Here is a 22460-nt window from a genome sequence, read left to right on the forward strand (position 1 = left end):
TCAGACCTGCGGTGCGTCTCCGCGCAGTCGCACGTCATTGGCGGGCATGTCGGTCTTTTCGGCGCTGACTTCGCGTTGCGACTCGAAGAAGCGCTGTACTTGCTGACAGACCGCCATGGTGTTCTCGCGGGCAATCGCCGAAACCAGGAACCACGGCTGAGTCCAGCCAAGCTCAGCGACGACCTTTTCCGCCGCTGCCGCACGCTCGTCTTCCGGCAGCATGTCGGCCTTGTTCATTACCAGCCAGCGTGGACGCTCCAGCAGTTCCGGATTGAATTTCGCCAGCTCCTGCTCGATCGCCCGCACTTGCCCGGCCACATCGGTGTCATCGATCGGCGCGATATCGACCAGGTGCAGCAGCAGGCTGGTGCGCGCCACGTGGCGCAGAAACTGGATGCCGAGGCCGGCGCCGTCCGCTGCACCCTCGATCAAGCCGGGGATGTCGGCGATCACAAAGCTCTGGTCGGTGCCGAGACTGACCACACCCAGATTCGGGTGCAGCGTGGTGAACGGATAGTCCGCCACCCGCGGGGTGGCCGCTGAAACAGCGCGGATGAAGGTCGACTTGCCGGCGTTCGGAAACCCGAGCAGACCGACGTCGGCGAGCAGGCGCAATTCCAGCTTCAGCTCGCGCGCCTCGCCCGGCGTACCCGGCGTGGACTTGCGTGGCGCCCGATTGACCGAGGTCTTGAAATGGATATTGCCCAGACCACCCTTGCCGCCTTGCGCCACCAGCATGCGCTGGCCGTGGCTGGTGAGGTCACCGATCATCTCGTCGGTGTCCACATTGGTGACCATGGTGCCCACCGGCACGCGAATGACGGTGTCTTCGCCACCCTTGCCGTACATCTGGCTGCCCATGCCGTTTTCGCCGCGCTGGGCCTTGAATGAGCGCTGGTGGCGGAAATCGACCAGGGTGTTGAGGCCTTCATCGGCGACCAGCGAGATCGAGCCGCCATAGCCACCATCGCCACCGTCGGGGCCACCGAACGGAATGAACTTCTCGCGGCGGAAGCTGATGCAGCCATTGCCGCCATCACCGGCCTGGACCTTGATATTGGCTTCGTCGACAAATTTCATGGTCTGGGGTCCCGCACTCTTTGAATATCAGTAGAAGGATAGCCGAGCGGCTTCCTCACATACGAAAAACCCCGCCGAAGCGGGGCCTTCGCTGCCGCCATCGTGAAAAGCTTACGCCTGCACGACGTCGACGAAACGGCGATTCTTGTCGCCGCGAACTGCGAACTGGACGGTACCGTCGACCAACGCGAACAGCGTGTGGTCACGGCCCAGGCCCACGCCGGTACCCGGATGGAACTGGGTGCCGCGCTGACGCACGATGATGTTGCCGGCCTCGATGGCCTGGCCACCGTAAATCTTCACGCCCAGGTATTTCGGGTTCGAATCGCGACCGTTGCGGCTGGAACCTACGCCTTTTTTATGTGCCATGACTCAATGCTCCAGTGCTCAGGCGTTGATGCCTGTGATCTCGATTTCGGTGAAATGCTGGCGGTGACCCTGCTGACGCTTGTAATGCTTGCGTCGGCGGAATTTGATGATGCGGATCTTGTCCGCGCGGCCGTGCTTGCGTACGGTAGCGCTGACGGTGACTCCATCAACCAGCGGCGCGCCCACAATGACCGACTCACCGGCGCCATGCAGCAGCACCTGGTCGAAATTCACGGTGGACCCTTCTTCGGCGTTCAACAGCTCCACGCGCAGGACATCGCCCTGCTGAACGCGGTACTGCTTGCCGCCGGTCTTGATGACTGCGTAACTCATCGGAATGCCCTTCTGTCGTTATTCTCTTGGGTATCGCCATGACCCAACCGGGTCTGACGAACCGCGGATTATAACGACCTGCCTGGGCGCTGGTCAAATACTGACCACGTCGAAAGCTGAACGGCGGTGGGACAGGTGTTGGCTGGCTCGGTACCCGCGCCATTGAAGGGTCCCCGAGCTCGTCATTCCTGTGAAGACAGGGACCCAGTGGCCTCAAGCCCTTGATAAGCAAGGGCGCCGGGTTACTCGCTTTGCTCGCCCCTCCGGGGCCGCTCTTCGAGCGTTCTGCGCGCTTTGCGCTTGTCCTGCCTCCGCAGGAATGACGAGAAGAGGGCATGCGGCGACCTCAAGTTCTCGATACGCGTGAGCACTGGTTCGGGTCTGCGCAGGACTGAGGAGGGGGCTGAATCCGAACAAACACTGCTGACAATAGCTGTCCTACCCAGGTTGTTATAGTGCTGAATCCTCCCCACATCTTGGCGCAATGGACACCATACGCATCCGCGGCGCACGCACGCACAATCTCAAGAATATCGACCTGGACCTGCCTCGCGACAAGCTGATCGTGATCACCGGCCTGTCCGGCTCGGGCAAGTCCTCGTTGGCGTTCGACACCATCTACGCCGAGGGCCAGCGCCGCTATGTCGAGTCGCTGTCGGCATACGCACGGCAATTCCTGTCGATCATGGAAAAGCCCGACGTCGACCACATCGAGGGTTTGTCGCCGGCGATCTCGATCGAGCAGAAATCCACCTCGCACAATCCGCGCTCCACCGTGGGCACGATCACCGAGGTATACGACTACCTGCGCCTGCTGTTCGCGCGCGTAGGCACGCCGCGCTGCCCCGACCACGGCATCCCGCTGGAGGCGCAGACGATCAGCCAGATGGTCGACGCCACGCTCGCGATGGATGCCGAGACGCGCTACATGTTGCTGGCGCCGGTGATTCGCGAGCGCAAGGGCGAACATGTGCAGGTGTTCGATCAACTGCGCGCGCAGGGCTTCGTGCGTGCCCGCGTCGACGGCACCGTATTCGATCTGGATGCCGTGCCGCCACTGACGCTGCGCCAGAAGCACACGATCGAAGTCGTCATCGACCGCTTCCGTCCGCGTGACGACATCAAGCAGCGCCTCGCCGAGTCATTCGAAACCGCACTGCGTCTGGGCGATGGCCTGGTGATCGTGGTGAACATGGATGACGCGAAGGCTTCCGAGCAAATGCTGTCGTCGCGCTATTCCTGCCCGCTGTGCGACTACTCGCTGCCGGAGCTGGAGCCGCGGCTGTTCTCGTTCAACTCGCCGGTCGGCGCCTGCCCTACCTGTGATGGTCTGGGCGTCACGCAGGTATTCGATCCTGCGCGCGTAGTGGGCCATCCGGAACTGCCGTTGTCCGGCGGCGCCGTGCGCGGCTGGGATCGGCGCAATGCGCATTATTTCCAGCTGATCCTGTCGCTGGCGGCGCACTACGGCTTCGATGTGGACATGCCGTGGCAGAAACTTCCCGCGGCCGTCCAGAAGGCCGTTCTGTACGGCAGCGGCAAGGACAAGATCGCGTTTCGCTATATCACCGAGCGCGGCGGCAAGGTCACCCGCGAGCACCCGTTCGAGGGCATCCTGCCGAACCTGGATCGGCGCTACAAGGAAACCGAGTCTCCGGCGGTGCGCGAGGAACTGGCGAAGTACATCAGCGACCAGCCCTGCCCCACCTGCGAAGGTCAGCGCCTGAATCGCTCGGCGCGCAACGTGTTCGTCGCCGATCACGCGCTCCCTTCGCTCACCCATCGCTCGATCGACGATGCATTGGCGTTTTTTGAGAAGCTCAAATTGACTGGTTGGCGTGGCGAGATCGCTGCCAAGATCGTCAAGGAAATCCGCGAGCGGCTAATCTTCCTCAACGACGTCGGCTTGAACTACCTCACGCTGGATCGGCAGGCCGACACGCTGTCCGGTGGCGAGGCGCAGCGCATCCGGCTGGCCTCGCAGATCGGCGCCGGCCTGGTCGGCGTGATGTACGTGCTCGATGAACCCTCGATCGGCCTGCATCAGCGCGACAACGAGCGCCTGCTCGGCACGCTTACCCGTCTGCGCGACCTCGGCAATACGGTGATCGTGGTCGAACACGACGAGGACGCAATCCGCATGGCCGATCATGTGCTCGACATCGGCCCCGGCGCCGGCGTGCATGGCGGCGAGATCGTGGCGCAAGGCACGATGAAGGACCTTCTTGCCTCGCCACGTTCGGTCACCGGGCAGTTCCTGTCCGGCAAGCGTGCGATCGAGGTGCCGAAGGAACGCAGGCAGCCGATCGACGATGAGTCCTGGCTGCATCTCAAGGGTGCCAGCGGCAACAATCTCAAGAACGTTGACCTGTCCATTCCTGCCGGCCTGTTTACCTGCGTCACTGGCGTGTCCGGCTCAGGCAAGTCGACGCTGGTCAACGACACCTTGTTCCGCCTCGCCGCCGCCGAATTGAACGGTGCCGGCGCACAGGCGGCGGCGTACAAATCGGTCGAAGGCATGGATCTGTTCGACAAGGTCGTCGACATCGATCAGTCACCGATCGGCCGCACACCCCGTTCGAATCCGGCCACCTATACCGGCCTGTTCACTCCGCTGCGCGAGATGTACGCGCAGGTGCCGGAAGCGCGTGCGCGTGGTTACACGCCGGGCCGCTTCAGCTTCAATGTGCGCGGTGGCCGTTGCGAGGCGTGCGAAGGCGATGGCCTGATCAAGGTGGAGATGCACTTCCTGCCCGACGTCTACGTGCCCTGCGACGTCTGCCACGGCAAGCGCTACAACCGCGAAACGCTGGAGATCCATTACAAGGGCCACACCATCGCCGACGTGCTCGACATGACGGTGGAAGACGCGCTGAAGCTGTTCGAGAACGTGCCGAACATCGCGCGCAGACTCGACACCCTGCGCGCCGTGGGTCTGGATTACATCAAGCTGGGCCAGAGCGCAACGACGCTGTCGGGCGGTGAGGCGCAGCGCGTGAAACTGTCCAAGGAGCTGTCCAAGCGCGACACCGGCCGCACCTTGTACATCCTGGACGAGCCGACCACCGGCCTGCACTTCCACGACATCGAGCAGTTGCTCGACGTGCTGCACCAGCTGGTCGATCAAGGCAACACGGTGGTAGTGATCGAACACAACCTCGACGTGATCAAGACGGCCGACTGGGTTGTCGATCTCGGCCCTGAAGGCGGAGCCGGCGGCGGCCGCATCCTGGTCGCCGGCACGCCGGAGACCGTAGCGGCCACGGCCAGTTCGCATACTGGGCACTTCCTCGCGCCGCACCTGAAGGCGGACAAGGCGAAGAAGGGGGCCAGGTCCCCGGGCGCCGAGAAAAGAGTCAAGGCCGGCACCAAACACATTGCATCGCTGGACAAGTTCAAACCCATGCCACGGAAGAAGCGTTCATGACGGCAGGCGCATCGAAACATCAGCACGTTGTCGACACCGCTTCAGGCGGTGCCGGCGACGATGCGTCGCCCACGCAACAGGACAATGTCACTGCTCCATTGTTCGTGGCACCCATCGAAGTGCGCTGGCGCGATCTGGATGCGTTCAATCACGTCAACAACGCCAACTACCTCACCTACCTTGAAGAAGCACGACTGCAGTGGCTGCGGCAGGTGCGCGACTGGTTCAATGCGGAGTCCATGCCGGTTTTGGCTGCCAGCGAACTCAACTACCGGCAGCCAATTGAATGGCCGGCCCAGCTGCAGGTGCAACTGGTTTGCGAGCGGCTTGGCAACAGTTCACTGACGCTCGGCCACCGCATCCTCGATGCGACCGACGCCAGTCGGCTGTACTGCGACGGCCGCGTGGTGCTGGTGTGGATGAATCCAGCTACGGGCAAACCGGTGTCGCTGCCACCGACGATCCGCGAGGCGGCAGCGAGCTAGGGGCCATCGGGGGCGGCCATTGCCTGGCTGCACGGCAATGAAACCACAGTGATCCCGTCGACGGACGACGTGCCCGCGTCATGGCTATGATGGCTACCGGTTCTTCCATGGAGTTCGCCAGATGCCGACCCCCCATCGCTCTGCCCTCGCGTTTGCCTGTGCCGCCGCGCTGGCTGGCACATCCGCAGCGCATGCCGCCAACGGCACCGAACTCACCCTTTATCGCAGCGACAGCCCCGGGCTGTATGCCAGCAACAGCGATGGCAACGTCAATGATGGCTATGCGGTGGTGCGCGAACAGCGTGCGCTGATGCTGACCACGGGCACGCACGACGTAGTGATCGGCGATCTGCCCGCCTACATCGATCCCGAAGCGCTCGCCCTGGGCTTCCCTGCTGGAGGCGCCAGCGTCGTCTCGCAGCGCCTGCTGCTCGCCCAGGGCACGAATGCGGCTTTGACCGGGCTGACCGGCCAGACGGTGGACGTGCTGGGCGCGAGCGGCCAGTCGCTGGCCAGCGGCATCTTGCTGCGTGCCGGCGATGGCCTGGTGGTCCGCGGTGGCGATGGCCATACCACGCTGATCCACGAATACGCCGCTGTACGAGTGACCGGCGACAACGTACCGACTGGCTCAAGCCTTGATCTTCGCGTCAACGCCACGCGCAGCGGCCAGACTGCCGCCGTGCTCAGCTACCCCACGTCGGGCCTCGGTTGGCGTGCCGCCTATGTGGCGACCCTGCAACCGGGCACGGCCTGCCGCATGCAGTTCGAATCGCGCGCCAGCATCGCCAACCGCAGCGGCCGCGACTGGCACGACATCAAGCTCACGCTGATCGCCGGCGAGCCAAACTTCGCCAGGGAATCGGCACCCCGACCCATGATGATGAAAGCGATGGCCGCCCCGGCCGCCGCGTCTTTGCCACAACAATCGACGCTGGCGGACTACCGCAGTTACAGCCTGCCCGGCGAAGTCAACCTGCCCGACGCCAGCGTCAGCCAGGTGCCGCTATACGCCACCCGCACCGTCGACTGCGAACGCACCGCGTTGTTCGAAAGTGGCAACAGCTGGCTGCCACCGCAGCCGATGCTGAATCGCGATTTCAACGTGGAAAGTGGCGGCGCCATCGTCAGCACACTGAAGCTGCAGGCGTTCGACAGCCTGCCGGCCGGCTATCTGCGCGTACTGACCGCCGACAAGAACGGCACGCCACAATTCATCGGTGAAGGACGCATCAATGACACTCCGAAAGGCAGTGCGGCAACCATCACGCTGGGTACTGCGTTCGATCTGCGCGCCGAACGCACACGCACCAGTTTCAGTGTGGACAAAGCTGGCCGCACGCTGGACGAGGCGTTCCGCATCAACCTGAGCAACGCCAGCGACAGCGCCCGCACGGTGACCGTGCGCGAACATCCCAACCGCTGGCGTCAATGGACACTGGTTTCCTCCAGCAGCAAACCCAGCCAGCAGACAACGGACACGCTGGAGTTCCGCATCGAGGTACCCGCCAACGGCAAGGCCACACTGGACTATGCCGTGCGCTACAGCTGGACCGCCGACGATCATCCGCAGTAGAGCGGTCCGCCATAGAGCGTTCCGCCAACATCGTCCTCAAACATTCGCCCGGAGTTCACCATGCTCGACCTGATCGCCCATGACACCATCAGCGAAATCAAGCTGGCTCGCCCGCCGGTCAACGCGCTGAACCTGGAACTTGTGCGCGCCCTGCGCGGCGCCATCGACGACAGCATCCGTGCTGGCGCACGCGGCATCGTGTTGTCCGGCGCGCAGGGCCTGTTTTCCGCCGGTGTGGATGTGCCGGCACTGCTCGGCCGCGACCGTGCCGGCGTGCGTGAATACTGGCGGGAATTTTTCGCGCTGTGCGCCACGCTGGCGCGCGCGCCAATTCCGCTGGTCGCCGCCATCACCGGCCACAGTCCGGCCGGCGGTGCGGTACTGGCCTTGTTCTGCGATTACCGGGTCATGGCGGAGGGCGCATACCGGATCGGCTTGAACGAAGTACAGGTCGGGCTGATCGTGCCCGATTGCATCCAGCTTGCGCTGCGTCGGGTGGTCGGTCCCTATCGCGCCGAACGGCTGCTGGTCTCCGGCGCCATGATTGATTCCGCGGCCGCACTGGCCTGTGGTTTTGTCGATGAACTCACCGGCGTCGACCAGGTCACCACGCGCGCCCTGCACTGGCTGTCCGAGTTGCTGGCATTGCCAAGCCACGCCATGCTCGCCACGCGCTCACTGGCCCGCGCCGATCTCGCCGCAGCGTATGCCGATCCGGACGCACTGCCACTGGATGATTTCGTCGAGGCGTTTTTCCACCCGCAATCGCAGACCGTGCTGCAAGCACTGGTAGCGCGGTTGAAAAGCAAAGGCTGATCGTAGCCCTGCTTGTTGTGGGAGCGACTTCAGTCGCGATAGCACTTCCCCACGACTTCAAAAGCCATCGCGACTGAAGTCGCTCCCACAAGAGCGTTCGCGCTCCTTGCCCGCGGCATCGCGTAGGTTGGGTGAGCAAGGGGCGACCGCAGCTTTGCTTGTTGTGGGGGCGACTTCAGTCGTGATAGCACTTCCCCACGACTTCAAAAGCCATCGCGACTGAAGTCGCTCCCACAAGAGGGTTCGCGCTCCTACAAGGCGCGCAGAATCGCGTAGATTGGGGTGCGCAAGGGGCGACCGTAGCTTTGCTTGTTGTGGGAGCGACTTTAGTCGCGATGGAACTTCCCCGCGTCGTCAAACGCCATCGCGACTGAAGTCGCTCCCACAAGTGCTTTCGCGCACAGGGTGCGATCCTGGAACGGGCGCCTAGCCCTTTGCGACCGGGCGTGACGGGTCGCTGATCCAGCCGCTCCACGATGGGGCATATAACCGCGAACCATGCAGTCCAGCGAACTCCATCGCCAGCAAGTTGTGGCAGGCAGTGACGCCGGAGCCGCACATGTGCACTACCTGCGACGGCAGTGTCGAACCGAGTACCTCGGCGAACTCGTCGCGCAGTTGTGCCGCCTGTTTGAAGCGGCCGTCGCTGGCGAGGTTGTCGGCGAACGGGCGATTCAAGGCGCCTGGCACATGGCCGCCGACCCGATCCAGCGGCTCGACATCGCCGCGATAGCGCGGCGCGGCACGGGCATCCAGTAGCTGACCGGCAGCGTCATGCAGTAGCGCCGTGTGATCCAGCACAAGCTGGCTGGTGTCGTAGCGCAAGGACACCCTACTGGCTGGCCGTGCTGCAGGCTCACCCACTTCGACCGGCAAGCCAGCGGCCAGCCACGCGGCATAACCGCCATCCAGCACGGCAACCTGCTGCACGCCGACCAGCCGCAGCAACCACCACAGCCGCGCCGCGGCCAGCGCACCACCGGCCGCGTCATAACTGACCACTTGCATGCCCGCGCGCCAACCGCAGCGCGACAGCAGCGCGTTGAACGCAGACTCCAGCGGCAGCGGATGCCTTCCCAGACCTTCGGCCTGACGCGACAGATCGGACAGGTCATGGTCAAGGCTGGCATACACCGCACCAGGGATATGGCCATCCAGATAATCGCGCGCACCCTTGGTCAGGTCAGCCAGGTCGAAGCAGCAATCGACGATCAGCACGTCATCCGGCGGGGTCGCCGCAAGGCTCGTAGCATCGATGAGAGTCGTATGCAGACTCATGCGCGGCCCATCCTCTGCAGCAAATTAAGCAGCATGGCGGCTGTGGCGCCCCAGATGCGATGGCCGCCGTGGACAAACTCCACCATCGGACGGGGGTGACCGCGGAAGTCCATCGTGTAGCGGCGCAGATTCGCCGGCTCCAGGAAGAATGCCAGCGGCACTTCAAATACCTCAGCCACCTCATCGGGCGCCGGATAAAGCTGAGCTTCGGCGGCAATGCGCGCCACTACCGGGGTGACGCAATAGCCGCTGATCGTCTCGAAGCAATCCAGGTAACCCAGCGGCGTCACCAGCGTGCGATCGAGGCCGATTTCTTCCTCGCTTTCGCGCAGCGCCGTGGTCAGCGCATTGCCATCCGTCGGATCCGTGCGGCCGCCCGGAAACGCGACCTGGCCGGCATGCGCCTGCAGGTGATCGGTGCGCACCGTGAGTACCAGCCGGGGTTGCACGCCATCGCGCAAACCGATCAACACGGCAGCCGGTTGGCGCTGGCTGTCGCCAAGCAGCTCGGTCATCTCGGCGTGATTCCAGCCTGGAGCTTTCGGCGGCGTCGACAGCGGCCACAGCGCGGCCCGCAGTTCATCCATCACGGCAGGGTCTCCCTGCGGACCGACATCTTGCTTGCGGGTTGGCAGGATCTCGCGCATGACATGCAGCCGCTCAGCGTCGTTCATCAAGCGCCAGCGGCCAATTTCATCGCCGGTGCGCAGGCACCCGACGCAATAGCCACGTTCATCCAGCCGGCAGGTGCCAATGCACGGGGTCAACGGAACTAGAGTGGCGGCGGCGCTGGAATCGTTCGACATGCCTCGCCATGCTACCACTGGCCTGCTGATCCCGGGCGCCCTTTGGCGAACTCAGGCAGGCCTCTCAGGGCTTGTCCGAAGGAGACTTGATGTCGAGCAATTCAATCTCGAATACCAACGCCTCATTCGGGCCGATGCGCGGCAGCGCACCATGTTCGCCGTAGGCCAGCTGCGGAGGAATCACCACCCTCCAGCGATCGCCCACATGCATGCGCGGGATCACGTCGCGCCAGCCAGGAATAACGCCATTTATCGGAAAGCTCACCGGAGCCCCATGTGCCCAGGTGCTGTCGAATTCCGTGCCATCGATCAGCATGCCGCGGTAATTCACGGTCACTGTTCCTGTCACCGTCGGGCTGACCGTACCGGTGCCTTTTTGCAACACGGCGTATTGAATACCCGAGGTCAACTGCACCACGCCGGGCTGCAACTTGTTGTGCGCCATGTACTCGGCGCTCTTGCGCGCATTCTCATCGGCAATACGCCTGAATTCTGCGAGCGCGTCGGCGTGCATCTGGCGACCGAGCAGGTGCAATTGTTGGTGCATGTCCTGCATCGACACTGCCGGCTGCCGCTTCGCATAGGCGTCCTGGATCGCACGCTGCAAGGTAGGGATGTCGACGTCCGGCTTGCCGTCGGCAAACTGGCTGCCGATCTGATAGCCAATCGCATAGGACAGCTTGGCCTTGTCGGCCTTCTCAAGCTTTGCCGACGAAGCATCGGCTGCCGGAATACGGTCCTGCGCATGCACCACGCCGCCCAGCAGCAAGACGCCGAGCAACCAGCAACGCGGGTGTGTCATGCCTTTCTCCATCGGGCCCTTCTCTCTGACGGCAACCCATCCTGACGGGTCATCCTAAGCGGTTTGGGGGTTTCGTGCAGCGAACGGCGCTCGTGGCTTGAGAAACCCGACGGCAGCAAAGGTTCCCGCTGCTACCATCCGGGTTTTGCATGTATGGGAAGCTGCTCATGGCCTATCGCAACCTGGAAATCACCCATCGCGGCGCCGTGCACACGATCGTCGTCAACCGTCCTGACAAGCTCAACGCCCTCAATCGCGAGACGCTCAATGAGCTGACGCTTGCGTTTGCGCAGGCTGCCCAGGACGACGCTGTTCGCGTCGTCGTGCTGACTGGCGCTGGTGAGAAAGCGTTTGTCGCCGGGGCCGACATCGCCGAGATGAACGGTTACACACCGGTGCAAGCGCAGGCCTTCTCGCGCGCAGGGCAGCGCTTGATGAGTTCGATCGAGCGTCTGGGCAAACCGGTGATCGCACGCATCCAGGGTTTCGCGCTCGGCGGCGGCATGGAGCTGGCCATGGCCTGTCACCTGCGCGTCGCCAGCGAGAAGGCGAAGTTCGGCCAACCGGAAATCAACCTCGGGCTGATCCCCGGTTTTGGCGGCACCCAACGCCTGTTGCGACTTGCCGGGCGCGGCGCGGCGCTTGAGTTGTGCCTCACCGGCGCCGTCATCAATGCCCAACGCGCCTATGAGCTCGGGTTGGTCACGCGCCTGGTGGCGCCTGAAGCGTTGGACGAGGCCGTGAATACGCTGGCCGACCAACTTGCCGTCGCTGCACCACTGGCGGCCGCCGGGATTCTCGATGCCGTGTTGCAAGGTGGTGAAAGCGCGATCGACCAGGGCCTGGAATTCGAGACGCAGGGTTTTGCACTTGCGTTTTCGACTGAGGATATGCGCGAGGGAACGACGGCGTTTCTGGAAAAACGCAAGGCGGAATTCAAGGGACGCTGAGCAAGCAGGGACGAGGGGCGAGTAGCGAGGGCGCAAGCGCAGACTTCATCGTCATGATGAAGAGCTGGTTTTTGCGCCCTCGCTACTCGCCCCTCGTCCCTCGCTCTTTAGTGTTCCCCGCGATATTTCTTCTCGCCCGCGGTCACCCGAAGGTCGAGGCGATTTTCAGGCGGCGCCAACGGGCAGGTGGCGAACCGCGTGAATGCGCAGGGCGGGTTGTAGGTTTCGTTGAAGTCGAGAATCACCTTGCCGTCCTTCGGCAATGCGGCATACAGGAAGCGCGCGGCGCCATAGGTTTCCTTGCCGGAGGTCCGGTCGGCGATCACGAAGAACAAGTCACCGCCGGGTTCTTCCTGATAGGGCAACAGCTCATAGGTGTGGCCGTCGCGCTGGAACACCGCCTTGCCAGGCACGTCGACCTTGTCGATGGTGCCGATCACCGAACCGATCTCCAGCTTGTGCGCCGGATTGAACGGCACCCAGGTAGCAACGATGTGCCAGGACGGATCGATCGGAAAGTAGTCAATGCCGAGGAAACCCTTGCGCGCGGCGGCATCGCCGTCCTTCACGCGTAGCGCCTTGCGGCCCTCGCGATCGATCACGTAGAAATTCGCCGGGCCGAAACTCACCGTCGTTGGCACTGCGTCGCCAGTCGCGTGCGCATCGTCGATCAGGATCGATTCGGCGATCGTCTTTCCATCAATCGCCGCACCACTGTCCTTGCTCAACTTGATGTGCAAGGTACCGTCCTTGCCCAGCGTCACCGTACCCAGATGGGCTGGCCCTGCCTGCAACACAATATCGTTGTCGGTGGCCGTTCCGACGCGGTTGTCGCCCTCTTTCAGCCATTCCAGACCGATCAGACTCAACCAGCCTGTCGGCGCAGTAAGTCGCTCCACTCGGCCAGCACGCCATTGCTCAATTTGCTGCTGGTAGGCGTCGGGAGTGGCGGGGGAAGCAGTCGGGGATTCAGCGTGCACAGCAACAGCTCCGAAAAGCAAAGTCAGGACAACAGCGGCGTTACGCAACACAGGCGCAAACAACATGGGTATGAATCCGCTCTGGGCAAGAGGCCCGAGTATGGCCGTCCATTTGCGCAGAGGGCAAGCCGCAGGTGAGAGCCTTGTTTCAGCACCCTCGAAGTACCCCCTCCCCTGCGCGCAGGGGCGGGTTGGGGTGGGGTAGCTCTTCGTCCAGGAGATCAAGAGCTTCACCCACTCCCAACCTCCCCCTGCAAGCAGGGGGAGTGGCAAAGCGCCGCCTCACTGGGTGTGGCGTATGGATCTCGCTCGTGATACGTACAAGAGGTTTTAAAAAGACAGTTAGCGGCCGCGCATGAACAACTTGTCGAGCTCGGCCAGGCTCAGCTGGATCCAGGTGGGACGGCCGTGATTGCATTGGCCGGAGCGTTCGGTCGCTTCCATCTCGCGCAGCAAGGCATTCATTTCGGGTAACGTCAGGCGTCGCCCGGCGCGTACCGAGCCATGGCAGGCCATGGTCGAGAGCAACTCGTTCTCCAGTTCCTGCAGTCGACGCGAGCTGCCGTGTTGGGCCAGTTCGGAGAGCACGTCCCGGCTTAGCTGGGCCACATCCGCGCCTTCCAGCAATGCTGGAATGCGCCGCACCACGATCGTCGCCGGACCGCTGCGCGACAACTCCAAGCCCCATTCGGCCAGCGCATCGGCATGCTCCTCGGCTGCGGCTGCTTCTTTCGCGCTGACGGCAATGCTGAGTGGCACCAGCAGCATCTGCGAGCGCAGATTGCTGCCGGCACGAGCGGATTTCAATTTTTCGTACGTGATGCGTTCGTGCGCCGCATGCATGTCCACCAACACCATCCCGTGCGCATTCTCGGCCAGCACGAAGATGTTCTTCAGCTGCGCGATCGCGAAACCCAGCGGCGGCGCTTCGCCCTCCTCTGTCTGAGGCATCGGCGCCGAAGCAGCCCCGAACACCGACGGCGATTCACCGAGCAAGGCGGCATAGCCGGCCAGCGGTGCATCGCGTACACCGAGACTCAAACGGCTCTGACTGAATTGACCAGGCCATGCCTGACTAGCCAATGGCATTGACCCGGACGTGGCATAGGGCGCGTCCATACCCATGGCCAGCCCTCCTGCCGATTCCATCACCGCCGGCACGCTCTGCCCGGCACGCGTCTGTGCCAGCACTTCGTGCAGGGTGCGAAACAGGAAATCGTGCACGAGTCGCTGCTCGCGGAAACGCACTTCGTGTTTGGCCGGATGCACATTCACATCCACGCCGGCCGGATCGAGTTCCAGATACAGCACGAACGCCGCGTGACGGCCGTGAAACAGCACATCGGCATACGCCTGACGCACGGCGTGGGCGACGATGCGGTCGCGCACGAGGCGGCCGTTGACGTAGAAATATTGCGAGTCGGCCTGCGAACGCGACGCGGTCGGCAAACCGACCCAACCGGATAGATGCAGGCCGGCCATGGCGTGATCGATGCGCAGGCTCTGCGCTGGAAACTCTTCACCCAGTACTTCGGCCACCCGTTGCAGCGCGGCCTGCTCGTTGCCGGCGGCCTTCCAGATGCGCACCGGCTTGCCGTTGTGGCTGAGCCGGAACTCGACCGAGCCGCGAGCCAGCGCCAGCGACTTGAGCAGGTCGTCGATATGCGCGAATTCGGTGCGCTCGACGCGCAGGAATTTCCTCCGCGCCGGCACGTTGTAAAACAGATCGCGCACTTCGACGCTGGTGCCCGGCGGATGCTGCGCCGGGCGTGCCGCCTGCAGCTTGCCGCCGTCGACCTCGATGCGGAATGCCGCGTCCTGGCCACGCGCACGCGAGGTCAATGCAAAACGCGACACCGACGATACCGAGGCCAGCGCCTCGCCACGAAAGCCCATGCTGGCGACGTGTTCCAGATCGTCGAAGCTGCCAATCTTGCTAGTCGCATGCGAGGCCACCGCCAGCGGCAACTCATCGGCACGGATGCCGCCGCCATCGTCACGCACCCGGATCAGACGGCTACCGCCCTGCTCGATATCCACTTCAATGCGCGTGGCGCCGGCATCAAGGCTGTTCTCGACCAGCTCCTTGACCACCGACGACGGGCGCTCGATGACTTCGCCAGCGGCGATCTGGTTGATGAGTTCGGGAGGTAGCAGACGGATGACAGGCATCCGACAAGCTTAAGCGAGCCGCCGCCGGCATGAAAGCAACCTGATGCAGCAACGCCATGGAATGAAGCAGATTCAGCTGGAGGGTATGGTCAATACCGTGCCGGCACGTACCGTGTCGCTGTTGATCTGGTTGGCGCTCTTCAACGCATCGATGCTGATGCCATATTGCTGCGCGATGCTGCGCAGACTCTCGCCGGGACCGACCCGATGCAGGTCACGTACATCCGCATCGGCGGTCGTCGACCGGCTGCTGGCCAACGCGACCTGAGTGTCGTCGCTGCCACCCGACGTGGCCACAGAGCTCCTGCTGGCGCCACCGGCACTGCTCGATGCCAGCTCGACGCCGTTGTTGTGCGCTGCCTGCGCGGCAAACCAGGTGCCGGGCGGCGGGGTGGTTTCGAAGTAGTTTTTCACGCCGCTCATCACCGCTTCGGCGAGCTTGTCCTGATGCTCCGGATCACGCAGCTTGTGCTCCTCGGCCGGGTTGCTGATGAAGGCCGTTTCGACCAGGATCGACGGCACATCCGGCGAGCGCAGCACCACGAAGTTCGCCCGCTCGACATAGCCGCGGTGGGTCGGACCAAGTTGTCCCAGCGCATTCAGCACATTGCCGGCGATCACGTCGCTGGCCTGAATTGCCCAGCTTTGCTGCAAGTCGATCAGCACCTTGGCCAGATCGTCGCTCTTGTCATCCAGCGTGGTGCCACCAATGAGTTCGGCGTTTTCGCGATCTGCCAGGAAGCGCGCCGCCTCGTTGGTCTTGCCACGCGGCGACAACACCCACACCGAGGAACCCTTGGCATCGTCGCTGGTATAGGAGTCGGCGTGGATCGAGACGAACAGGTCGGCCTTGTTGTCGCGGGCAATCTTGAAACGCTGCGGGAGCTCGATGAAGTAGTCGCCGTCGCGAGTCAGCACAGCCTTCATGCCGGGCTGGCGGTTGATCCGCGCCTCAAGGTCACGGGCGACCGCCAGCGTGACGTTTTTCTCCAGCGTACCGTCAGGCCCGTGCGCGCCCTGATCCTTGCCGCCGTGACCCGCGTCGATACAAACCACCACCTTGCGCTGGGCGTTGAGCATGAGCGCCGCTTGCCGTGCCGACGCCACGTCATTGTGATTTGACTTGCCGTGACCGTGATCGGTTGTTGGCTCGACAACAGACTCGACCACCGCCTGTGCGGTGGAATCGTTGTCGCTGCTATTGGAAGTCGCCGCCACAATGGCGCCGCTGCCCGGATAGAAATCCAGCACCAGACGGTAGCCACTGCCGGTTGTCGGCTTGAGGACGAAGCTTTTCAAGCGGCTATGTGGCGCAACCTTGGCGGTCAATTGCAGCCGATCGCCAAGGCGGGCATGGGTCATGCCCCGATACAGCCCTTGCGCAGACGGATCGGCAAAGCCGTCGCCCAGCTGGCTGCTGCCCAGGTCCACGACCACCTGGCCATCGTTCTGGCTGATCTTGTAATCCAGCGGACCGGAGGCATCCAGCACCAGGCGGGTGTATTCGCTACCCGCCCAGACCCTGGCTCCATTGAGATCGGCGGCCTGAGCCGCGGATAGCGGAGCGGCTGCCACGATCGCGACAGCGAAAAATCCGGCCAGGTTGTTCAGGTATCCCCTCATAAACGGCATTGAAGCGCAGTCAATGGGCGAATGCAAGGCTAAATCCCTTGAATATCCGTAGCATGCAGACTATTTGTCAGGCTACGTCAAGTTATGGGCCGCAAGTACCGCATTCCGAACGAATGATTGCCAGAATCGCGGATCGACAATTTCCCCAGCGAGAATCAGCACTTAGCTCAAGGGGAAGCGTGCGGGCCCCGCATCAGCGCCATGCGCTGGAGCAGCCGGTACCCTCGCGACGATAGGGCGCGCAACAAGGCATGGCGCCCATCGCCGGCGTAGCTCAATTGCAGCTCCATGTCCGCCGCTGGCAAGGCACCCGCGCCCCGCTCGGGCCATTCGACCAGCACCAGGGCCGACGGATCAGCCAGCGAGTCCAGCCCCAGCCACTCCAGCTCACCGGGGTCGGCGATCCGGTACAGGTCCAGATGCCAGGCCGACCGGTCCTGCGTCTCATAGCCCTCGACCAGGCTGTAGGTAGGACTCTTGACGCGTTCGCCCACCCCCATCGCCGTCAGCAGTGCACGCGCGAAGCTGGTCTTGCCCGCGCCGAGTGGGCCGTGCAGGTAGAGCACCAGCCCATCATCGAGCATCGCCGCCAGCTGCACCGCCAGCGCGCCGGTGGCCGCCTCGTCGGGCAGTGCCCACTGACGCTCGGTAGCGTCTGCGTCAATCATGATTCCATTGGTCCTGACTTCATCCGTCGTGTCCACGCTGGTCACTCGATATCCCATTGCCTAGCAAACGTAGCGGTTCCAGCAGATCACTGGCCAGCAGCCCGCGCTCCCCCTGCTGCGCGGCAAAGTCGCCGGCGCGCGCATGCAGGCCCACACCGAGGCAAGCTGCCCGCCATGGCGAGCAGCCTTGCGCCAGCAATGCGGCGACAATGCCGGTGAGCAGATCGCCCATGCCGCCCGAGGCCATGCCGGGATTGCCCCACGGACAGACGTCCAGACGTCCATCCGGATCGGCGATCAGGCTGCCGGAACCTTTCAGCACCACGACGGCCTTGTAACGACGAGCCAGTTCGCGGACGGCAGCAAAACGATCGCGCTCGACATCCTTCGTGGTCACGCCAAGCAGCCTTGCCGCTTCCCCGGGATGCGGTGTCAGCACGGTCGGCGCAGTAAATGTGCGTGTTTCACGCGCCAGCAGGTTCAGGCCGTCGGCGTCGAGCACCAGCGGCTTGTTCGCGTCCAGCGCCGTCAACCACAGCGCATGGCCCCAGGCAGCCTGCCCCAACCCCGGCCCTAGTGCGAGCACGCTGGCACGCTCAAGCAAGGGTTCGAGTGTCTGCGGCCCATCGACCTCATGCGCCATCAGCTCCGGACGCCTCGCATTCAGCGCCGTTACATGGCCGATGCGTGTCGCGACGCTGACCAGGCCCGCACCGGCACGCAACGCCGACTCGCCCGCCAGTCGCACCGCGCCCGCCATGCCGTGCTCGCCCCCAATCACCAGCACATGCCCGTTGTTGCCCTTGTTCGCGTAACGGGCGCGCGGCGGCAACGCTTCGGCAGCAAGCAACTGCGCGTCGGGCCGAACGCCGGCATGGACGCTGTCGGGAACAGCCAGCGTCGCCAGCTCCAATACCCCGACCAGATCAGCCGAGCGACCCGTATGCAGCCCGCGTTTGCCAGCAATGAACGTCACGGTGACATCGGCCCGAATCGCTGCTCCAGGACAATGGCCACTATCCGCATTCAATCCGGACGGTACATCCAGCGCCAGCACAGGAACTTCACTGATGTTGATGTGCTCGATGAGGCTCGCCAACGATGGCTCGGGCGCACGATTGAGCCCGATGCCGTACAACGCGTCCACCTGCACGTCGGTTTCCTGAAGCTCGCACTCCGGCTCCCACAGCTGAACGCGCCCGCCACCGGCTTCCCACGCCGAGCGCGCCAGCGCCGCGTCACCATGCGCTACGGCGCTCAGCACCACCAGCTCGACCTGCAAGCCCGCCTCACGTGCCAGCACACCCAACAGAAAACCATCACCACCGTTATTGCCGGGACCGCAATAAATGCGCACACGCCGGGCCTGCGGCCAATGCCGGCGCAAGCTGTTCAATGCGGCACTGGCGGCACGACGCATCAGGTCATAGCCAGAGATATTCAACGCCTTGAGTGCGTCGCGTTCCATCGCGCGCACCTGTTCGACGGTATAGAGATCGTGGTGGTGCGGATGGGCTGACATGCGCGAATTATAGGCACGAGCGTCAAGCCTCAGCGGCTGACCTCTCGTGGCGGCCTACAATAGCGGCATGTCCACCGCCGCCTCCCTCACTGCCCCCGATTACGCCGTACTTGCCCGCGATATCAAGCGCTGGGCGATCGAGCTGGGTTTTGCCGAAGCGGGCATCAGCGGCACCGAACTCGGCGAAGACGAACAGCACCTCAACCGCTGGCTCGAGGACGGCCATCACGGCGAAATGGAATACATGGCGCGCCATGGGGCCAAACGCAGTCGTCCGGCTGAACTCGAACCGGGTACGCAACGGGTTATTTCGGTACGCATGGATTACATACCACCGGGCACCCACAACGCCTGGGCCGTGCTGGAAGACGGCGAGGCCGGTTACGTATCGCGTTACGCGCTGGGTCGCGACTACCACAAGCTGATGCGCAGCCGCCTGCAGAAACTGGCCGAGCGCATCCATGCCGTTGTAGGTGATTTCGGCTATCGCGCCTATGTGGATTCTGCGCCGGTGCTGGAGAAGGCACTGGCACGCAACGCGGGGCTAGGCTGGATCGGCAAGCACACCGTGTTGATCAATCGCCGCGCCGGCTCGTACTTTTTCCTGGGCGAGCTCTACACCGACCTGCCGCTACCGGTCGACACACCCGCCAGCGCGCATTGCGGCAGCTGCAGCCGCTGCATCGAGATCTGTCCGACCCAGGCGATCCTCGGGCCGTACCGGCTGGATGCACGACGCTGCATCTCCTACCTCACGATCGAGCTCAAGGGCAGCATTCCGGAAGAGCTGCGCGCGCCGATGGGCAACCGCATCTTCGGCTGCGACGACTGCCAGCTGATCTGCCCCTGGAACAAATTCGCGCAGGAGGCCACCGAGCCGGACTTCGCGCCGCGCCACAGCCTCGACGGTGCCAAGCTGGTCGAGCTGTTCGGCTGGAGCGAGGAGGCCTTCCTCAAGCACACCGAAGGTATGGCGATACGCCGCACCGGCTATGAAGGCTGGCTGCGAAATATCGCCGTAGCGCTGGGGAATGCACCCTCATCGGCAGCGGTAACTGCTGCGCTGCAGGCGCGCGCGACGCACACCTCCAGCGTCGTGCGCGAACATGTGCAGTGGGCGCTGGCCAGACATCACGGCTGATGTGCCGGCGCTGGGCCGGCACCGATCGGCGAGAACAGATCAGGCCGCAGCCATCTGCTTGGGGATCGAACGATTGGTATGCGAGATGCGGTTGTTGGCATCGGCATAGACCAATGTCGGCTGGAACTGTTCGAGCTCGGCTTCTGACAGCGTCGCAAACGCGGCGATGATGATCAAATCGCCCGGCTTCGCGCGATGTGCGGCGCTGCCGTTCACCGAGATGATGCCGGAGCCTTCTTCCGCGCGCAGCGCATAGGTGACGAAACGCTTGCCGTTGTTGATGTTCCAGGCGTGGATCTGCTCGTACTCGCGAATGCCCGAAGCATCGAGCAGCAAGCCGTCGATCGCTATCGAGCCTTCGTAATGCAGCTCGGCGTGGGTGACTGTGGCCCGGTGGATCTTGGCCTTCAGCATATTCAGGTGCATGACGTTCTTTCCAGCAGGGACAGCCTGCAGAGTTGACTATTATCGAACCGATGACATTGCACCGCAACATCAACCGATGTCGGTCCCGAAAACGGTCCCGATATAGGGGCCGGTCAGTCGAACAGCAAGTTGTCGATCAAGCGGGTGCTGCCAAGGCGTGCGGCAATCAGCGCGATCAGGCCCGCTTGTTCGCCCTCGGCGGGCTCGGCAAGATCCTCGGCGCGGCGAATCACCACGTAATCAGGCTCGAATCCGCCCCGGATCAATTGCGCCGTGGCGACCTGCTCGAGCACCCGCCAGGTGTGCCCTTTGGCCAGCAGCTCTCGCATTTTCAGCAAGGTATCGTGGATCATCGGCGCCCGCGCACGCTCGGCGGTGGACAGATATTGATTACGGGAACTCAATGCCAGGCCATCATCTGCCCGCATGGTGGGCGCGGCCATGACCCTCACCGGCAGCGAAAGGTCACTCACCATGCGCTCGATTACCTTCAGTTGCTGGAAATCCTTCTGGCCGAAGATCGCCAGATCCGGCTGCACCAGGTTGAACAGCTTGCACACCACGGTGGCAACGCCGTCAAAATGCCCCGGCCGGTGGGCGCCTTCCAGCGTATCGGTGATCTGCGGGACGTGCAGCATGACGCTGTTTTCCGCGCCATAGGGATAAAGCGTCGCCACGTCCGGCGTGAACAGCAGGTCGCATTCCTCGTCGGCCAGCGCCGCCTGATCCTGCGCCAGCGTGCGCGGATAGCGCTCGAAATCCTCGCCGGGGGCGAACTGGGTGGGATTGACGAACACGCTGGCCACCACCCGATCGGTGCGCGCCCGCGCCAGTTTGATCAGCGACTGGTGACCCGCGTGCAGATTGCCCAGGGTCGGCACGAAGCCGACCGTCTGGCCTTTGCTGCGCCAGCTACGGATCGCCGCACGCAAGGCGGGAGCATCTTGGAGGGTCTGCATGACCTAGAGCCTGTTCATGATCTCCCCGTAGCCCGCGCCGGGAACTGATTGCGCGCAGGCCAAGGAAGAGTGAGGGAGTGTACGTCCGTACACGACTGAGTGATGACGCCGGCCTGCGCGCAATCAGGCCCGGCCCGAAGGGTTGCCGTTGAGTGGCCACGGGAAGATCATGAACAGGCTCTCAGGCTTCGGTTTACGTCAGTTGAAACAGTGTTCGGGAGCCGGGAAGGCACCGCTGCGTACGTCTTCAGCATAGGCGGCGATCGCCGCTGCCACTGAGCCGCGCCCGGCCAGAAAATCCTTGCTGAACTTGGGTCGTTTGCCCGGCGTGATGCCCAGCATGTCATGGATCACGAGCACCTGCCCATCACAATGCGGGCCAGCACCGATGCCGATCACCGGGATCTTTACCGCCGCCGTAACCCGTTCACCCAGCGCCGTGGGCACGCCTTCGAGCACGAGCAAGTCCGCCCCGGCCGCCTGTACCGCGAGCGCCTCGGCCACGATGTGGTCGGCGGCCAGTTGTTCGCGTCCCTGAATACGAAAACCGCCAAATTTGTGCACCGACTGCGGCGTCAGCCCGAGATGCGCGCAGACCGGAATGGCCCGCTCGGTCAACGCGGCGATCGCCTCGAGAATGTGCGGCGCGGCGCCTTCAATCTTCACCATCGCGGCGCCAGCCTCGCCCACCAGTCGGGCCCCGGCCTGCAGCACGTGCGCGACATCGCGATCGGCCATGAACGGCATGTCCGCCACCAGCAAGGTCGCCGTCAATCCTTGAGCGACTGCCGCGGTGTGATAGACCATGTGATCAAGCGTCACCGGCAGCGTGCTGCGATGCCCTTGCACGACCATGCCGAGCGAATCGCCAACCAGCGCGATGTCGATACCGGCGGATTCCAGTTGCCAGGCGAAACTGGAGTCGTAGGCGGTCAGCATGACAATACGCTGCCCCTGCGCCTTCATCGCATGCAGGCCCGGCACGGTAACCGGCTTGCGCTCGGGGACGTTCGCGTTTTGCACGTACACGGCAATTCC

General features: G+C 63.5%; 20 protein-coding genes. 6 read left to right on the forward strand and 14 right to left on the reverse strand.

Translation table 11 applies throughout. The features are described from left to right. The 3 genes from cgtA to rplU all read right to left on the reverse strand — a co-directional run bounded on the left by cgtA (window position 1) and on the right by rplU (window position 1782). Window positions 1–1080 (reverse strand): Obg family GTPase CgtA, encoded by a 1080-nt coding sequence (gene cgtA / locus HDE77_RS06835; protein WP_184416417.1) that lies wholly within the window; start codon window positions 1078–1080, stop codon window positions 1–3. Between the two features lie 111 nt (window positions 1081–1191). Beyond that, window positions 1192–1449, reverse strand: coding sequence for a 50S ribosomal protein L27 (gene rpmA / locus HDE77_RS06840; protein ID WP_077442453.1), 258 nt, complete (start codon window positions 1447–1449; stop codon window positions 1192–1194). Window positions 1450–1467: 18 nt separating this feature from the next. Continuing rightward, window positions 1468–1782: a 50S ribosomal protein L21 gene (gene rplU, locus HDE77_RS06845; protein WP_184416418.1), complete on the reverse strand. Its 315-nt coding sequence runs from the start codon at window positions 1780–1782 to the stop codon at window positions 1468–1470. Between the two features lie 484 nt (window positions 1783–2266). Between rplU and uvrA the strand changes: the two genes are divergently transcribed. From uvrA to HDE77_RS06865, 4 genes are all read left to right on the forward strand, one after another. Then, entirely contained in the window at window positions 2267–5209 is a 2943-nt protein-coding gene (gene uvrA, locus HDE77_RS06850) for an excinuclease ABC subunit UvrA (protein ID WP_184416419.1), read from the forward strand. Further along, complete coding sequence (locus HDE77_RS06855) at window positions 5206–5694, forward strand: thioesterase family protein (RefSeq protein WP_184416420.1); 489 nt, start codon at window positions 5206–5208, stop codon at window positions 5692–5694. The genes uvrA and HDE77_RS06855 overlap by 4 nt, the downstream gene beginning before the upstream one ends. Before the next feature lie 121 nt (window positions 5695–5815). Continuing rightward, window positions 5816–7270 (forward strand): DUF4139 domain-containing protein, encoded by a 1455-nt coding sequence (locus HDE77_RS06860; RefSeq protein ID WP_184416421.1) that lies wholly within the window; start codon window positions 5816–5818, stop codon window positions 7268–7270. Between the two features lie 60 nt (window positions 7271–7330). Beyond that, window positions 7331–8086 carry an enoyl-CoA hydratase/isomerase family protein gene (locus HDE77_RS06865; RefSeq protein WP_184416422.1) on the forward strand — a complete coding sequence of 252 codons (756 nt, stop codon included), beginning with the start codon at window positions 7331–7333 and terminating at the stop codon, window positions 8084–8086. A gap of 426 nt (window positions 8087–8512) precedes the next feature. Here HDE77_RS06865 and HDE77_RS06870 read toward each other — a convergent pair whose 3' ends face one another. From HDE77_RS06870 to HDE77_RS06880, 3 genes are all read right to left on the reverse strand, one after another. Next, window positions 8513–9364 carry a sulfurtransferase gene (locus HDE77_RS06870; RefSeq protein WP_184416423.1) on the reverse strand — a complete coding sequence of 284 codons (852 nt, stop codon included), beginning with the start codon at window positions 9362–9364 and terminating at the stop codon, window positions 8513–8515. Next, a complete protein-coding gene (locus HDE77_RS06875; protein ID WP_184416424.1) occupies window positions 9361–10170 on the reverse strand; it encodes a CoA pyrophosphatase in 810 nt (269 codons plus the stop codon). Before HDE77_RS06875 ends, HDE77_RS06870 begins: the two co-directional genes overlap by 4 nt. Window positions 10171–10234: 64 nt before the next feature. Beyond that, window positions 10235–10972, reverse strand: coding sequence for an FKBP-type peptidyl-prolyl cis-trans isomerase (locus HDE77_RS06880; protein ID WP_255482577.1), 738 nt, complete (start codon window positions 10970–10972; stop codon window positions 10235–10237). Window positions 10973–11139: 167 nt separating this feature from the next. On the opposite strand from HDE77_RS06880, the gene HDE77_RS06885 reads away from it, so the two are divergent. After that, window positions 11140–11922 (forward strand): enoyl-CoA hydratase-related protein, encoded by a 783-nt coding sequence (locus HDE77_RS06885; RefSeq protein ID WP_184416426.1) that lies wholly within the window; start codon window positions 11140–11142, stop codon window positions 11920–11922. A 107-nt stretch (window positions 11923–12029) separates the two neighbouring features. Here the strand turns inward: HDE77_RS06885 and HDE77_RS06890 are convergent, their stop codons facing one another. The 5 genes from HDE77_RS06890 to HDE77_RS06910 form a co-directional block, all read right to left on the reverse strand. Next, window positions 12030–12902: a DUF1684 domain-containing protein gene (locus HDE77_RS06890; RefSeq protein ID WP_343206068.1), complete on the reverse strand. Its 873-nt coding sequence runs from the start codon at window positions 12900–12902 to the stop codon at window positions 12030–12032. A gap of 342 nt (window positions 12903–13244) precedes the next feature. Next, a complete protein-coding gene (mutL, locus tag HDE77_RS06895) occupies window positions 13245–15074 on the reverse strand; it encodes a DNA mismatch repair endonuclease MutL (RefSeq protein ID WP_184416428.1) in 1830 nt (609 codons plus the stop codon). Between the two features lie 72 nt (window positions 15075–15146). Continuing rightward, the gene (locus tag HDE77_RS06900) at window positions 15147–16697 is read right to left on the reverse strand and encodes an N-acetylmuramoyl-L-alanine amidase (RefSeq protein ID WP_184416666.1); all 1551 of its coding nucleotides are present in this window, start codon (window positions 16695–16697) and stop codon (window positions 15147–15149) included. A 176-nt stretch (window positions 16698–16873) separates the two neighbouring features. Beyond that, the gene (gene tsaE / locus HDE77_RS06905) at window positions 16874–17374 is read right to left on the reverse strand and encodes a tRNA (adenosine(37)-N6)-threonylcarbamoyltransferase complex ATPase subunit type 1 TsaE (protein ID WP_184416429.1); all 501 of its coding nucleotides are present in this window, start codon (window positions 17372–17374) and stop codon (window positions 16874–16876) included. Between the two features lie 19 nt (window positions 17375–17393). Then, window positions 17394–18896, reverse strand: coding sequence for an NAD(P)H-hydrate dehydratase (locus HDE77_RS06910; protein ID WP_184416430.1), 1503 nt, complete (start codon window positions 18894–18896; stop codon window positions 17394–17396). A 67-nt stretch (window positions 18897–18963) separates the two neighbouring features. On the opposite strand from HDE77_RS06910, the gene queG reads away from it, so the two are divergent. Further along, window positions 18964–20037 carry a tRNA epoxyqueuosine(34) reductase QueG gene (gene queG, locus HDE77_RS06915; protein ID WP_184416431.1) on the forward strand — a complete coding sequence of 358 codons (1074 nt, stop codon included), beginning with the start codon at window positions 18964–18966 and terminating at the stop codon, window positions 20035–20037. A gap of 39 nt (window positions 20038–20076) precedes the next feature. Here queG and panD read toward each other — a convergent pair whose 3' ends face one another. The 3 genes from panD to panB all read right to left on the reverse strand — a co-directional run bounded on the left by panD (window position 20077) and on the right by panB (window position 22451). After that, window positions 20077–20463, reverse strand: coding sequence for an aspartate 1-decarboxylase (gene panD / locus HDE77_RS06920; protein ID WP_184416432.1), 387 nt, complete (start codon window positions 20461–20463; stop codon window positions 20077–20079). A gap of 113 nt (window positions 20464–20576) precedes the next feature. Next, a complete protein-coding gene (gene panC / locus HDE77_RS06925; protein WP_184416433.1) occupies window positions 20577–21422 on the reverse strand; it encodes a pantoate--beta-alanine ligase in 846 nt (281 codons plus the stop codon). A gap of 198 nt (window positions 21423–21620) precedes the next feature. After that, window positions 21621–22451 carry a 3-methyl-2-oxobutanoate hydroxymethyltransferase gene (gene panB, locus HDE77_RS06930; RefSeq protein WP_184416434.1) on the reverse strand — a complete coding sequence of 277 codons (831 nt, stop codon included), beginning with the start codon at window positions 22449–22451 and terminating at the stop codon, window positions 21621–21623. Window positions 22452–22460 lie beyond the last annotated feature (9 nt).

It is taken from the genome of Rhodanobacter sp. MP7CTX1 (genome assembly GCF_014205795.1).
GTDB lineage: Bacteria > Pseudomonadota > Gammaproteobacteria > Xanthomonadales > Rhodanobacteraceae > Rhodanobacter.

Bases quoted from the DNA above. Each gene is read 5' to 3' on its own strand.
- cgtA (WP_184416417.1), bottom strand. From the start codon at position 1,080: ATGAAATTTGTCGACGAAGCCAATATCAAGGTCCAGGCCGGTGATGGC.
- rpmA (WP_077442453.1), bottom strand. From the start codon at position 1,449: ATGGCACATAAAAAAGGCGTAGGTTCCAGCCGCAACGGTCGCGATTCG.
- rplU (WP_184416418.1), bottom strand. From the start codon at position 1,782: ATGAGTTACGCAGTCATCAAGACCGGCGGCAAGCAGTACCGCGTTCAG.
- uvrA (WP_184416419.1), top strand. From the start codon at position 2,267: ATGGACACCATACGCATCCGCGGCGCACGCACGCACAATCTCAAGAAT.
- HDE77_RS06855 (WP_184416420.1), top strand. From the start codon at position 5,206: ATGACGGCAGGCGCATCGAAACATCAGCACGTTGTCGACACCGCTTCA.
- HDE77_RS06860 (WP_184416421.1), top strand. From the start codon at position 5,816: ATGCCGACCCCCCATCGCTCTGCCCTCGCGTTTGCCTGTGCCGCCGCG.
- HDE77_RS06865 (WP_184416422.1), top strand. From the start codon at position 7,331: ATGCTCGACCTGATCGCCCATGACACCATCAGCGAAATCAAGCTGGCT.
- HDE77_RS06870 (WP_184416423.1), bottom strand. From the start codon at position 9,364: ATGAGTCTGCATACGACTCTCATCGATGCTACGAGCCTTGCGGCGACC.
- HDE77_RS06875 (WP_184416424.1), bottom strand. From the start codon at position 10,170: ATGTCGAACGATTCCAGCGCCGCCGCCACTCTAGTTCCGTTGACCCCG.
- HDE77_RS06880 (WP_255482577.1), bottom strand. From the start codon at position 10,972: ATGACACACCCGCGTTGCTGGTTGCTCGGCGTCTTGCTGCTGGGCGGC.
- HDE77_RS06885 (WP_184416426.1), top strand. From the start codon at position 11,140: ATGGCCTATCGCAACCTGGAAATCACCCATCGCGGCGCCGTGCACACG.
- mutL (WP_184416428.1), bottom strand. From the start codon at position 15,074: ATGCCTGTCATCCGTCTGCTACCTCCCGAACTCATCAACCAGATCGCC.
- HDE77_RS06900 (WP_184416666.1), bottom strand. From the start codon at position 16,697: ATGAGGGGATACCTGAACAACCTGGCCGGATTTTTCGCTGTCGCGATC.
- tsaE (WP_184416429.1), bottom strand. From the start codon at position 17,374: ATGATTGACGCAGACGCTACCGAGCGTCAGTGGGCACTGCCCGACGAG.
- HDE77_RS06910 (WP_184416430.1), bottom strand. From the start codon at position 18,896: ATGTCAGCCCATCCGCACCACCACGATCTCTATACCGTCGAACAGGTG.
- queG (WP_184416431.1), top strand. From the start codon at position 18,964: ATGTCCACCGCCGCCTCCCTCACTGCCCCCGATTACGCCGTACTTGCC.
- panD (WP_184416432.1), bottom strand. From the start codon at position 20,463: ATGCACCTGAATATGCTGAAGGCCAAGATCCACCGGGCCACAGTCACC.
- panC (WP_184416433.1), bottom strand. From the start codon at position 21,422: ATGCAGACCCTCCAAGATGCTCCCGCCTTGCGTGCGGCGATCCGTAGC.